Source organism: Kitasatospora terrestris (genome assembly GCF_039542905.1).
Classification (GTDB): Bacteria; Actinomycetota; Actinomycetes; order Streptomycetales; family Streptomycetaceae; genus Kitasatospora; species Kitasatospora terrestris.
Map to the genome: position 1 here is coordinate 1,020,358 of NZ_BAABIS010000001.1, position 13,266 is coordinate 1,033,623.

A 13,266-nucleotide genomic window follows, 5' to 3' on the forward strand; every position below is an offset into this window, starting at 1 on the left:
GGACGTGGTCCGCGGGTCCCGTCGGCGGGAAGGCTGGGATCAGCCGATGGCCCAGCGCTGCAGGGCCGAGCCGGTGTCCGCCTGCTGGGTGACCAGGGCACCGTCCGCAGTCGAAGCGGTGGTCAGCAGCAGGCCGCTCTTCTGCGAGGTGATCGTGTAGCCGCCGGAGACGGCGTTCACGGTCCAGCGCTGGTTGGTGCCACCCGAGCAGGCCCACTGGATGATGGCCGTGCCGGGCGCGGTGGAGCCGCCGTTGACGTCCATGCAGAGGTTCGACTCACCGTTGACGATCTGGTAGGAGCCGTCGGTCTGCTGGGTGAAGACCCAGCGCTGGTTCGCACCGCCGCTGGGGGCCCAGGTGATGAACTGGGTGCCCTGCGCGGTCGAGTGGTTGGGGTCGTCGAGCGCCTTGCCGGAGGCGGTCAGGGTGTGCGAACCGCTGAGCACCGGGTTGACCGCCCAGCCGAAGGTGGTGGAGCCGTTGGCGGTGCCGGAGGACGCGGTGACGGTGACCGAGGAGTACCCGGCGGTGGTCGGCGTGCCGGAGATCAGACCGGTGGAGCTGATCGACAGTCCGGCGGGCAGGCCGGTCGCGCTGTAGGTCAGGCTCTTGCCGACCGTGTCGGTGCCGCCGATCTGCAGCGAGACGGCGGTGCTGACCTTGGTGGCCTGGCTGCCGGGGTTGTTCACCCAGACGGTCTCGGGGGCGGCCCCGACCGCGGTCAGGCTCAGGGTCTGCTCGGCCGCGGTGCGGGACGCGCCGACGGCGTTGCCGGAGTCGCTCCAGCTGCGGGTCGGGGTGGTCTCGGCCAGCCGGCCCGAGGTGGCGGAGAGACCGAGCACCAGGCCGCTGTAGCGGTTGACCAGCTTGTACGTGCCGTTGGGGGTGTTGTCCGTGCCGGTGCCGGCGATCACGAACCACTGCTGGCCGACGGTCGGGCCGCTGCCGCCGACGGTGGTGGCGGTGGGCTTGGTGCCCCAGGCGCGGCCGGCGTTGGCGGTGGAGTCGACGCCCAGCAGCTGGCCGGTGGAGGCGTTGGCGATCCGGTAGGAGCCGTCGCCGATGGAGCTGAAGACCCAGTTCTCCAGCGCGTTGCCGGTGGAGGTCTGGGAGGTGGTCGTCGTGTTGCCGGAGACCTGGGCCAGGACCCGGCCACCACCGTTCGCGATCCGGTAGGCCTTGGTCAGGTCGAACGGAGCCGCCGCGGGCGAGGAGGAGTTGAGCGTGACCGGCACGTACTCACCCGAGGAGCCGTTGGAGCAGCCGAAGGCGCAGTAGGTGCGGAAGTTCTTGCCGACGATCTGGGAGCCGGTCCTGTTGACCCCGTCGAGGAACCAGCGGTACCAGGAGGCGGTGTGGTAGCTGCCGGTGTCGCCGGCGAGGTACCACTTCTGGGTGGCGAGGTTGTCGGTCACGTAGTACTGCTGCGGGGCGTTGCCGCTCTGGTCGACGCCCTGCGGCTGGCCCACGTACAGGCCCAGGTACGCGTTCCAGGTGACGTCCATGACGAACAGCGGCGAGGTGGCGGGCATCTTGCCGGCCGCGACCTGCTGGGCGGTGGTGCCGGTGTTGGCCGGGTTGTACTCGCCGCTGGTCGGGGTGTAGCCGGTGGTGCTGGAGCCGTTCACCGGGACCATGTTGGACTCCCGGCCGCCCACGCCCGCCTCCGTCCAGGCGCCGTTGTACCACTTCTGCCAGGAACCGGGCGCCATCTTGCCGGAGATGGGGGCGCGGGCGACGTGCTCGTGGAAGGCCTTCCAGCCGCTGCCCTTGTCCACGACGCGGGAACCGTAGAAGACGTAGAAGTAGCCGGAGGCGGTGTCGACCAGCAGGCGCTGGTCGCCGTCGCCGTAGTAGTACGTCTGGTTGGGGAAGGCGGTGGTGTCACCGCGCACGGTGGAGTACGGCGAGGTGATCACGTGGTCCTTGATCTTCCAGGTCCTGCCCTGGTCGGTGGAGACCGCGTAGTCGATCGCGTCGTAGTGCAGGTCGTCGCCGGCGTCGAGGGGGTCCGGCGTGAACTCGTTGTGGACCAGGCCGTACCAGTCGCCGGTGTCCGGGTCGACCCACAGGCCCGCCAGGTCGCAGTAGTTCTTCTCGGAGTGCGTGGTGCTCCCCGGGTCGTAGCTGGCGATCAGGCCGGTCGGGCTGTTGTTGCACCGCCAGGTGGTGTTGTCGTTGCGGTCCTGGGAGTTGGCCGGGTTGACGTAGCCGCTCAGCGACGCCGACTTGGTCGCGGTGTCGAAGTCGGTGCCGGTGTAGAAGTCCCACTTCCGGTTGTCGGTCGCGCCGTACAGCGCCGCCGACTGCTGGTAGTAGAACGTGCCGTCCTTGTCGATGTACGGCGTGGCCTGGGTGTCGGTCGGGTAGGCGAACGGGACCGGCGAGCCGACGCTCACCGAGTACGTCGCCGAGGCGGGGGTCGCGGCGGCGGGGGTCGCCAGGACGGGGGTCAGGGCGAGGACGGCGGTGGCGACGGCGGCCGCCAGCGGCCTGCGGAGCTGGGGGATCATCGGGTACTCCTTGATGGTGCACCTGCGTGGGGGTGTGGGGGGCCGGTGGTGCGTTCGGCCGGGCGGGGCGCGGGCACCCGGGCCGGAGCGGGTCGGGTGACGGGTCATCGGGCCGAGACCTCGATGTTCTTGCCGCGCATCGCCGCCACGGTCCGGTCGCGGACGGTCTGCAGCGCCGACTTGAGCGGGGTGCGGGTGGTGACGGCCTTGCCGAGTTCGGTGCTGAGCGCCTTGGAGGTGTCGGTCATCACCGGCCCCCAGGTCCAGTTGGTGCGGCCCAGCCCGTCGCGGAAGACGCCGAAGATGGGCTGGTTGCCGAAGTACGGGTCGGGCCGGTTCAGCGCGGGCAGGGTGTCGGCGGTCACGGCGGCCGGGTAGATGCCGGCCCTGTCGACCAGGATCTGGAGCGAATCGCGGTCGCTGCTCAGCCAGTTGGCGAAGTCCAGGGCGGGCCTGGCGGCGGCGCAGCCCTTGAGCAGGGCGGTGGCGGAGCCGCCGTCGAAGCCGGAGGCGGTATCGCCCGCGGTCCACCGGGGCATCGGTGCGACCGCCCACTTGCCGCTCGCCGCAGGCGACTTCTGCGCCAGCAGGCTGGAGAACCAGACCGGGCCGGGGAAGGCGGCGAGCGTGCCGTTCTGGAGGTCCTCGAAGAGCCCGTCGCCGAACGCGGTCTCCGACTTGGCGAGGCCCTTGTCGAGCAGCGACTGCCAGTAGGCGGTGAACCTCGCGCTGTTCGGGTCGGCCGTGTCGACCTGCCAGGAGCGGCCCTTGACGTCGAACCAGCTGCCGCCGGCCTGGGCGGCGAGTCCGGCGAACCACCACGGGTCGTCGGGGGTGAACGCGGTCAGGAAGCGGGTGGGGGCCGCCTGGTGGAGGCGGGCCGCGTCGGTGGCGAAGTCCTGCCAGGTGCGCTGCGGTTCCAGTCCGTACTGGGCGTAGAGGTCGCTGCGGTAGTAGAGCGCCATCGGGCCGACGTCCACCGGGAATCCGTAGATCTCGCCGGCGACGGTGGCCTGCTGCCAGGCGGTCTCGGAGTAGTAGACGCGGGTTCCGAGCACCTCGTCGCTGATCGGCTGGACGAGGCCGTCGGAGGCGAAGCTCGGCAGCGACTCGTAGCCCATCTGCACCAGGCAGGGCGCCTTGCCGTCCTTCACCGAGGCCTGGACCGCCTCGTAGCCGCCCTGGCTGCCGGGGGCGACGGTCGTGTACTCGACGCGGATCCCGGGATGGGTGGCGTTGTACCGGGCGACGGCCTCCGGGTAGCCGGGCGCCCAGCCCCAGAAGGCCACCGTGACGCGGTGGTCGCCGCCCTGCGCCCCGCAGGCGGCGGCACCGGCGACGAGCGTCAGCGCCGCCAGGGCGGAGAGGAGGCCGTGGAGGCCGGGCTTGATGCTCACGGGCGGGACATCCTTCGGCTCGCTGCAGTTTCGTGCAGTATCCAGCCCGATTGCGCGCAGATGTCAACACGTTCGACCAAAATAATGCACGGCTGAGGCGCCTCCGATGTTTGAACGTGCGCGCTTCTCCCCACAGGTCGTGCACCACCGGTGGATGCGCAGAGATGCGCACTCATGGCAGAATCTGCGCAACTTCCAGCACCGCGAGGCCGGGCCGACCCCGTCCGGCCCGTCAGGTCGCGAAGGGACGCGGAACCACACGCCTGCACAGCCGGCCGTACAGCTCGGCGTCGAAGCTGCCGGCGAGCGGCACGGCGGCGGACGCCGCGGACAGGGCTACCGCCCGGCGCACCATCCGCGGCCAAGGGGTGCCGACGGCCAGACCGGCCGCCAGCGCGGCGACGGCCGCGTCACCGGCACCGGTCGCACGACCGGCCACCCGCGACGGCGGGCCCGCCTGCCACGCCTCGCCGGGTGCGACGGCGATCAGGCCGCCCTCCCCCATCGAAGCCACCACGCTCTGCGCGCCCGCCGCCCGCAGCGCCGAGATCGCCGCCCGGGGGTCCGTCTCCCCGGTCGCGGCGAGGAGTTCCCCGGCATCGGGTTTGACCAGCGTCGGCCGTTCCGACAGCGCGGCCAGCAGCGGCTCGCCGTCGGTGTCGAGCACGACCGGCCGGTCGTGGGCGCGGCCGATCCTGACCAGCGTCGCGTAGGCGTCCACGGGCAGGCCGGGCGGCAGGCTGCCGGACAGGACCACGGCCTTGGCCGACCTCACCAGGCCGGTGAAGCGGACCACCAGCTCGGCCCACTCGGTCGCCGAGACCTCCGGGCCCGGCTCCAGCAGGACCGACGTGGTGCCCGCGCCCTCGTCCACCACGGCGACCGTCCGCCGGGTCTCCGCCCTGATGCCCACCATCGCGTCGGGCAGGTCGGCGACGATCAGATCGGTCCGCACCGCCCGGCCGGTCGCGCCGCCCGCGAAGCCGCTGACCGCGGTGTCCACGCCCAGCCCCTGCAGCACCCGGGAGACGTTGACGCCCTCGCCGCCGGCCCGTTCGTCCACCGCGGTGACCCGGGTACTGCCGCCCTGTTCCAGCCGCGCCACCCGGTAGGTCACGTCCAGCGCCGCGTTCGGCGTGACGGTGAGGATCATCCGAGCCCGCCCACGACGGCAGCGGTGGCGGGCTCGAGTGCCAGGGCCTCCAGGGAGTGGCCCAGCAGCTCCAGGGCGAGCAGCCCGGCCCCCAGACTGCCCGCGCGGTCGCCGAGGCCGGCCTCCACGAGCCGGGGCGCGGACCGGAAGGCGAGCCGGTGGGCGAAGGCCCGGCGCAGCGGGGCGAACAGCGCGGCGCCGGCCCGGGACAGGCCGCCGCCGACGATCACGCAGTGCGGGTCGAGGACGGTCGCGGCCGCGGCCAGCCCGTCGGCGAGCGCGGCCACCGCGTCCCGCCAGACCGCCTCGGCGAGCGCGTCGCCCGCCCGGGCCCGCCACTGCACCTCCTGCGCCGACACCTGCCCGCCCGGGGCGGCTCCGCCCGCCGCCCGGTAGCGGCGGGCGACGGCCGAGGCGGAGGCGACGCCCTCCAGGCAGCCGCGGCCCCCGCAGGCACACTCCGGGCCGCCGGGGCGCACCACCAGGTGGCCGATCCCGCCCGCTCCCCCGCCGTCGCCCTGCTCCGCACGGCCGTCGAGCACGCTCGCCCCGGCGATCCCGGTGCCGACCGACACGAAGAGGAAGGAGGGGCAGCCCCGCCCCGCGCCGAGCCTGGCCTCCGCCAGGGCGCCGGCGCGCACCCCGTGCCCGATCGCCACCGGGACGTCCAGCTCGTCCTCGGCCCAGCGGCGGACGGGGACGTCCCGCCAGTCCAGGGCCGCCGACCGGACCGCGGTGCCCGCGGCCTCGTCGACGACACCGGGCAGCGCGATGCCCGCGGCCGCGCAGCCGAAGCCGTCCACCAGCCTCCGCGCCAGCGCCAGGACGTTCTCGGTGACGGCGTCCCGTCCGTCCCTGACGCCGGTGACCACGCTCTCGCGGTGCAGCACGGCCCCGTGCGCGTCGAGGATCGATGCCTTGATGGACGTGCCGCCGACGTCGAGGGCGGCCACCGTGACGGGACCGGTCATGGAATTCCCTCCACATGCTCGAATATGCAGAGGTTATAGCCCAAATGCGCAGCTTCGAGCAAAGAGTAGGTGACGGGTGCTCGGGGCCCGGCTCCACCACGACATTCGGCGCAGGGCCGGCACCGGCCGCGGCTACGCTTGATCACTCACGGACCTGAGGAGTGACGATGGGCACGAACGAGCGGTGGACGCGGCTGCTCGCCGTCCTGGGCGAACGCGGCAGCATCGACGTCACCGAGGCCGCCCAGCTGCTGGAGGTCTCCACCGCGACCGTCCGCCGCGACCTCGACGAACTCGCCCGCCAGCAGCTCCTCACCCGCACCCGCGGCGGCGCCGTCCTCGGCGGAGCCGCGTACGACCTGCCGCTGCGCTACAAGACCGCCCGCCAGGCCGGCGAGAAGCAGCGCATCGCCGAAGCCGCCGCCCGCCTCGTCCCGCCCGGCGCCGTGATCGGCATCAACGGCGGCACCACCACCTCCGAAGTGGCCCGCGAACTCACCGTCCGCACCGACCTCGCCGAGTACATCGACGAGATCGGCCTCACCGTCGTCACCAACGCCGTCAACATCGCCGGCGAACTGGCCGTCCGGCCCTACGTCAAGACCGTGATGACCGGCGGCGTCGCCCGCGCCACCTCCTTCGAACTCACCGGGCCGCTGGCCCCGCTCGTCCTGCGCGAGCTCTCCCTCGACTTCACCTTCCTCGGCGTCAACGCCGTCGACCCCGTCGGCGGCGCCTTCGCCCACGACCAGGGCGAGGCCGAGGTCAACCGCACCCTGGCCGAACGCGCCGAACGCGTGATCGTCGTCGCCGACTCCACCAAGCTCGGCCACCGCGCCCTCGCCCAGGTCTGCGCCGTCGAGCGGATCTCCACCCTGGTCACCGACAAGGACGCCCCGGACGAGCTGGTCGAACAGTTCGTCGCCAAGGGCGTCGAGGTCATCTGCGTCTGAGTCGTCCCGGTCCGCGGGGACCGTCGGGGGGAGTGTTTCGGGTGAGCGCCGTCGAGGAGCCGTTCCTGATGCCGGTCGAAGTCGTCTTCCGCCGAGGGCGGCAGACCATGCCGACCGGCCGGATCGAGCGCGGACGCGTCCGCACGGGCGACGAGGTGCAGCTCGTCGGCCCGGACCGCGCCCTGACCGCCCACGTCACCGGCATCGACCTGCACGGGCGGCACGTCGACGAGGCGTCCGCCGGCATGCACGTCGGACTCCTGCTGCACGGCACGGCCGGCACCGCGGTCGGACGCGGGCACGTCCTCGCGGCACCCGGCGCGATCGACGCCCACCACCGCTTCACCGCGGACCTCGCCCTGCTGTCCGAAGCCGACGGCGGCACCGAGGTGCGCACCGGTGACCGACTCCAGTTCCACGTCCGCACCGCCACGGTCCTCGGCGTTGTCACCCTGCCCCCGGGCGCCGACCCGCTGCAGCCGCTCCACCAGGGCACGGTGACCGTCGCCCTGGACCACCCCGTCGCCCTGGAGACGGGCCGGCGCCTCGCCTTCCGCCACCACGCCCGCGCCGCCGGCACGGCGACCGTCACCCGGCTCGGATGACCCGCCCGCGGGCCCGGCCGAGCGGCGCGGTGGGCCGTCACGCACTTGCCGCCGGGGCGGCGGTCCGGCGCGGATGCGGCATCGTGACCGAAAGCACGCAGGTCAAGGCCTTGGCGACCGCCGGGTTCCGGTCTAGCATTCCCGCAACGGCGGCCTCGCCCCACCGGCCACGGCCGCCCGGCTGAGCAGCCGCGCCCTGTCCCCTGCGCTGCTGCCCTGCGACCGACCGGGTCCCCTCGGGGGAGCGTGTCCCCCACGACCCGGCAGTCGATCCCTTCGGCCCTTGAGCCTCCGTGTCGGGCATGGCCCGGCGAGCGGAGTCGGGAGACTGGTGATCATGACCTCAGACCGGCGCCCGCTGTGGCAGCCCTTCTCCGAGTCCTCCTCCGACCAGCCCTTGACCGAGGAGCACCCCCTGCCCCCGGTCCAGCGCTCCCCCTTCCGGGAACCGGCGACACCGCCGCAGCCCGCCGTCCCCCAGCAGCGCACCGCCGCCCCCAGGCCCGCGGGCATCGCCTTCACCGCAGCGGGTCAGCCGCGCGAGCGCGGCCTGACGACCACGGGGCAGGAGTCCCACAGCTCCACCCCGGCCGTGAGCAGTTCGATGACCGCGCGCCGCTCGTCGGGCGTCCACGCTGCGCACTCGCTCCCGAACAGCTTCTCGTAGGCGCCGTCGTGCACCGCCCCCTGCCGGGGCAACCGGTGCTCCGCGTCGAGCCCCCGGGCCAGGTCCTCGAAGAAGTTCCAGGCACCCAGCACGGCACCCGGCGGGACCCGCCGGCGCACCGGGTCGTCCAGCCAGCGCTGGACGTGGACGAGCTCCAGCGTGTTGGCGTCGGGGGTGGCCAACGTCCGCCCCCGGCGGCTCGCGTACGCCCGCGCCTGCCGGACCGTCACGAACACCGGTACCTGCCTGCGCCCGGTGTCCGGCAGCGTCACCACCCGATCGGGTTCGTCGCCCTCGCCGCCGATCCACAGCACCACGGCGCTGCGGCCGGTCCCGCGCACCCGGTACGCGTAGAGGCTCCCGTCGTCACCCGGGCCTGCGGCCGTGAACGGATCTGTGGTCTCGATGGTCGTCACGGTCCAACCCTGCCACGACCCGCGGTCAGGGCAGGTGCCAGATGTCCCTGGTGATGAGGAAGAAGGCGGCGGCCCAAACGGCGGTGACGGAGGCGACGATGGCGAGGCCGATGCGGTTGGTGCGGGCCGCGGGTTCGCCGGGAGCGGGGCGGAGCCAGCGTCCGAGCAGGGGGTTCACGTAGTAGGGCATGGTCAGGAAGCTCATGATGAAGCTCGACAGCAGGTTGCCGATGAGCAGGCCGATCCAGAGCGGCATCTTCAGCGGGGCCAGGGCGAGGGTGAGCAGGACGACGGTCGGGTAGAGGCCGACCCAGACGGCGATGGCGGTCTTGCTCGCCGCGGGGGGCGGGGCCTCCCTCCCGTTCTCCTCGAAGGCGAACCAGCTGCCGAAGGAGTTGTCGATCGTGCGGAGCTTGAACTCGTTGAACTTCTCGCCCTCTTCGAGGATCCGGCGGCGGGTGCCGGAGGTCAGCCAGGCGTCGAGGTGTTCGGCGCTGTCGAAGCGGTAGAGCGTGGTCCATTCGTCCTGGAGGCCGTCGATCGGGCGGAAGAGTTCGGTGCCGCGGAAGCCGGCGAAGGTCCGCTCCTCCTCGCTCATCCGCTGTTGCCAGTCGAGGAAGTCGTCGACGTGGTCGGGGTCGACGCGGTGGGCGACGACGACGGTGACGAGCGGGTCGGGGGCCTGCCGGCCGCCCCGGACGACCTGCTGGGTGCCGGGGCCGTCGAAGTAGCGGCTGCCGATGTCGAGCAGGTTCTGCCGGGTCGCGCTGTTGATCCAGGCCTGGAGGTGGGCGATGGAGTCGAACCGGTAGATGACGAGCCAGTCGGGCTGCAGGGGGGTCGGCGGGGAGACTTCGGCGCCGAGGTAGCCGGCGTAGTCGGCGGCGGCGGCGTTGACGGCCTTCTGCCAGGCCCAATACTCCTCCTCCAGGCCGGGGCGGACCTTGAGCCCGAGGATGGCGGTGGCGGCGGCGTCCCCGTCCAGGGGCTGCACGGTGTTCATTGCGGTCCGGCCGCCCCGGACGGGACCGGTGCGGTGGCGTTCAGCGGGCCGTAGATCCGTTCCGGGGTGAGCGGCAGGGCGCGGTAGCGGACGCCGGTGGCGTCGTGGAGGGCGTTGGCGAGGGCCGCGGACACCGGGTTGATGCAGCATTCGGCCATGCCCTTGGAGCGCATCGGTCCGACCGAGTCGGAGGACGGCACCAGGAGCACCTCGGTGCGGGGGACGTCGGCGTAGGTGGGGATGCGGTAGTTGCGGAGGTTGGGGTTGACCACGGCGCCGTCCGCGTCGAGGTGGTGGTTCTCGGTGAGGGCGAAGCCGATGCCCTGGGCGACGCCGCCCTCGACCTGTCCGCGGACCTGGGCGGGGTTGATGACGTCGCCGGCGTCGGTGGCCTGCACGCTGTGCAGGATGCGGATCTCGCCGGTGACGCGGTGCACGGCGATCCGGAACCCCTGGGTGTTGGAGGTGACGCTGCGGGGTGAGCCGTAGGCCTTGCGGGCGGCGGTGAAGCGGATGCCGCGGTCGCGGGCGAGGGCGACGAGGTCGGCGAGCGGGACGCGCTCCTCGCCGCAGCGGACGCCGTCGTCGTCCATCGCGCACATCACCACGTGGACGCCGGTGTGGGCGGCGGCGAACTCCAGGATCCGGTCGCGTACGGCGTTGGCGGCGCGCAGGACGGCGTTGCCGGCGACGAAGAGTCCGGCGCTGGCGAAGGCGCCGGTGTCGAAGCCGGTGCGGTCGGTGTCGGACTGGACGAGGCGGATCCGCCCCGGGGTGGTGCCGAGTTGGGTGGCGGCGATCTGGACGTGCGCGGTCGACGTGCCCTCGCCGAACTCGACGGTGCCGACCGCCAGTTCGTAGACGAGGTCGTCGCCCAGGGTGACCCAGGCCTCCGCGATGTGCTCGGTGGGGGGCGCGGTCTCGTGCAGGGAGGAGGCCACTCCGGTTCCCACCAGCCAGTCGGGTCCGGGGGGCGGCCGGTGCGTGGCGCGGGCCATCGCGGCGTCCACCAGGTCGATGCACCGGCCGAGTCCGTCCTCGGTGAAGAGCACGTCGTCGGGTCCGTCGTGCAGGGCGACGAGCGGGTCGCCGGGCCGGACGATGTTGCGGCGGCGCAGTTCGAGCGGGTCGAGGTGGAGGGCGCGGGCCAGTTCGTCCATGGCGGACTCGACGGCGAAGGCGGGCTGGGTCATGCCGTAGCCGCGCAGCGCGCCGCTGGGCACGGTGTTGGTGTAGACGGCGAACGCGTCGTACTTCTTGTTGGGGCAGCGGTAGATCATGACGGCCGCGCCGCCCGCGTACAGGGTCTCGCCGCCGTGGTTGCCGTAGGCGCCGGTGTTGGAGACGTTGCGGACCTGGAGGGCGGTGAGTGTGCCGTCCGCCCTGGCGCCGAGCCGCACGGTGAGGGCCATCGGGTGCCGGGGCGAGGCGGTGGTGAACTCCTCCTCGCGGGTGTACTCGAGGCAGACCGGCGAGCCGGTGTCGAGCGCGGCGAGGGCGACCAGGTCCTCGGAGATCACTTCCTGCTTGCCGCCGAAGCCGCCGCCGACCCGTTTGCAGAACACCCGCAGCTGGTCCGGTCGCAGCGCGAACAGGTAGGCGAGCTTGACCTTGGCGATCGACGGCGACTGCGAGCTGGTGCGCACGTTCAGGCGGCCGTCCTGCATCCAGGCGATCGAGCCGTGCGTCTCCAGGTGGGCGTGCTGCACCCGCGGCGAGGTGTAGGTGGCTTCGTGGACGACGTCGGCCTCGGCGAAGCCGGCGTCGACGTCGCCGATGTGCGAGTGGATCTCCAGCAGGACGTTGTGGACCGGGTCCCGGACGAACGGGTCGTCGGATCCGTGCAGTTGCGGCGCACCGTCGGCCATCGCCTCCTCGGGGTCGAACACCGCCGGCAGCACCTCGTAGTCGACCACGACCCTCCGGCAGCCCTCCTCCGCCGCCGCGACCGTGTCGGCCAGGACGGCGACCACGCGCTGCCCGACGAAGCGGACCGTGCGGTCGAGGATGAAGGTGTCGTCCGGGTCGACCAGGTGGTCGGTGTGGATCGCGGTGGTGAAGCGCCGTTGCGGCACGTCCTCCCAGGTGTAGACGCGGCGCACGCCGGGCACGTCGAGTGCGGCGCTCCTGTCGATCGAGCGGATCCGGGCGTGGGCGTGCGGCGAGTGCAGCACCTTGAGGTGCAGCATGCCCTCCAGGTGGGTGTCCATGGTGAACTCGGCGCGGCCGGTCACCACGTCCTCGGCCGCCGGTGCGCCGACGCTCGTCCCCACGGCCTTCCCAGGAGCGGCCGATTCGATGCCGGTCCGGCCGCGGACGGCGTCCTCGATCGCCCGGTAGCCGGTGCAGCGGCACAGGTTGCCCTTCAACGCCCTCGGCAGGTCGTCCTTCTGCTCCTCGGTGAGCGCCGCGGACGTCATGATCATCCCGGCCGTGCAGAAGCCGCACTGGAACCCCGGGGCGTCCCGGAACCGCCGCTGCACCGGGTGCAGGTCGCCGGGCGATCCGAGCCCCTCGACCGTCGTCACCTCGCGACCGTCCGCGCGGAACGCCGGGGTGATGCAGCTGTGCACCGGCTGCCCGTCCAACCACACCGTGCAGGCGCCGCAGTCGCCCGCGTCGCAGCCCTTCTTGACGCCGAAGGTGCCGAGCGAGCGGAGGAAGGTGCGCAGGCACTGGCCGGGTCGCGGCTCCTCGTCGAAGCTCCGGCCGTTCACGACGTAGGTCATGCGGGGCTCCCGGTGACGAGTTCGTGACGGATCTCTTCGGTGAAGTGCTTGGTGAGGTGGCGCCGGTGCTCGGGCGTCCCGTTGGGGTCGGCGAACCAGACGTCGGCGGGGATCACGTCGATGCTGTGCTGGAGCGTCCGCGCGTCGGGCATGGCGTCGAAGGCGATCCGGACCGGCCGGGTGGTCCCGGCGGTGACGGTCAGCAACAGGTCGTCCCGGCCGGGCGTCTGGGTGCCGATCAGGAAGACCGTCGACCGGCCGAGCCGGGTCAGCTCGAAGCGGCGGTGCACCGCGCGTTTGCGCAGCGCGCCGGTCGGGATCCGGATCCGCCGCAGGAGTTCGCCCGGTCCGAGGACGTTGCGGTTGTTGCCGGTGACGAACTCGAGGGCGTCGACGACCCGGGTCGACCCGTCGGGCGCCCACAGCTCGTACCCGGCCTCCAGGGCGACCGTGAGGGTGATCATCGGTCCGGCGGGCAGCGAGAGGCAGATGTTGCCGCCGACGGTCGCCGCGTTCCATACCTTGAACGAGGACAGGAACGCCTCGCAGGCAGTGGCGATCAGCGGGCCCGCGGTCCACTCCCGCGGCGGCCCGAACGCGTACAGGTCCCGGATCGTGCAGGTCGCACCGATCTCCAGGCCGCTCCCGTCCGCGACGAGCGGGGCCCAGCCCAGGGACGTCAGGTCGATCAGGCGGCGCAGCTCCGGCTGCTCGGTCGAGAACAGGAAGGTGCCGCCCGCGAGCCAGGCATCGCCTTCGCGCCAGTCCGGATCGGGTCGGGCGGGCGGACGCCGGACGACCTCGGTGACGGTGTTGAGGTCCATGGGAACCGGTCTCCCTCACGACGACCGCCGCGGG

The 13,266-nt window shown here is 72.7% G+C and carries 10 protein-coding genes; 2 read left to right on the plus strand and 8 right to left on the minus strand.

The window, feature by feature from the left end:
• Positions 1-39 precede the first annotated feature (39 nt).
• The 4 genes from ABEB06_RS04945 to ABEB06_RS04960 all read right to left on the minus strand — a co-directional run bounded on the left by ABEB06_RS04945 (position 40) and on the right by ABEB06_RS04960 (position 6,035).
• Entirely contained in the window at positions 40-2,514 is a 2,475-nt protein-coding gene (locus tag ABEB06_RS04945; protein ID WP_345695548.1) for an RICIN domain-containing protein, read from the minus strand.
• Between the two features lie 104 nt (positions 2,515-2,618).
• Positions 2,619-3,911: an ABC transporter substrate-binding protein gene (locus ABEB06_RS04950; RefSeq protein ID WP_345695549.1), complete on the minus strand. Its 1,293-nt coding sequence runs from the start codon at positions 3,909-3,911 to the stop codon at positions 2,619-2,621.
• 232 nt (positions 3,912-4,143) lie between these two features.
• Entirely contained in the window at positions 4,144-5,064 is a 921-nt protein-coding gene (locus ABEB06_RS04955) for a 1-phosphofructokinase family hexose kinase (RefSeq protein WP_345695550.1), read from the minus strand.
• Complete coding sequence (locus ABEB06_RS04960) at positions 5,061-6,035, minus strand: ROK family protein (protein ID WP_345695551.1); 975 nt, start codon at positions 6,033-6,035, stop codon at positions 5,061-5,063. Before ABEB06_RS04960 ends, ABEB06_RS04955 begins: the two co-directional genes overlap by 4 nt.
• Positions 6,036-6,202: 167 nt before the next feature.
• Between ABEB06_RS04960 and ABEB06_RS04965 the strand changes: the two genes are divergently transcribed.
• Together ABEB06_RS04965 and ABEB06_RS04970 are read left to right on the plus strand one after the other, a co-directional pair.
• Complete coding sequence (locus ABEB06_RS04965; protein ID WP_345695552.1) at positions 6,203-6,988, plus strand: DeoR/GlpR family DNA-binding transcription regulator; 786 nt, start codon at positions 6,203-6,205, stop codon at positions 6,986-6,988.
• A 41-nt stretch (positions 6,989-7,029) separates the two neighbouring features.
• The gene (locus tag ABEB06_RS04970; RefSeq protein ID WP_345695553.1) at positions 7,030-7,593 is read left to right on the plus strand and encodes an EF-Tu/IF-2/RF-3 family GTPase; all 564 of its coding nucleotides are present in this window, start codon (positions 7,030-7,032) and stop codon (positions 7,591-7,593) included.
• A gap of 531 nt (positions 7,594-8,124) precedes the next feature.
• Here the strand turns inward: ABEB06_RS04970 and ABEB06_RS04975 are convergent.
• Genes ABEB06_RS04975 through ABEB06_RS04990 form a run of 4 tightly spaced genes read right to left on the minus strand, consistent with a single transcriptional unit; the run spans position 8,125 to position 13,232 of the window.
• Complete coding sequence (locus ABEB06_RS04975) at positions 8,125-8,676, minus strand: hypothetical protein (protein ID WP_345695554.1); 552 nt, start codon at positions 8,674-8,676, stop codon at positions 8,125-8,127.
• Between the two features lie 25 nt (positions 8,677-8,701).
• Positions 8,702-9,679 (minus strand): antibiotic biosynthesis monooxygenase, encoded by a 978-nt coding sequence (locus ABEB06_RS04980; protein WP_345695555.1) that lies wholly within the window; start codon positions 9,677-9,679, stop codon positions 8,702-8,704.
• Positions 9,676-12,408: a molybdopterin-dependent oxidoreductase gene (locus tag ABEB06_RS04985; protein WP_345695556.1), complete on the minus strand. Its 2,733-nt coding sequence runs from the start codon at positions 12,406-12,408 to the stop codon at positions 9,676-9,678. The genes ABEB06_RS04980 and ABEB06_RS04985 overlap by 4 nt, the downstream gene beginning before the upstream one ends.
• Positions 12,405-13,232 carry an FAD binding domain-containing protein gene (locus ABEB06_RS04990; protein ID WP_345695557.1) on the minus strand — a complete coding sequence of 276 codons (828 nt, stop codon included), beginning with the start codon at positions 13,230-13,232 and terminating at the stop codon, positions 12,405-12,407. The genes ABEB06_RS04985 and ABEB06_RS04990 overlap by 4 nt, the downstream gene beginning before the upstream one ends.
• Positions 13,233-13,266 lie beyond the last annotated feature (34 nt).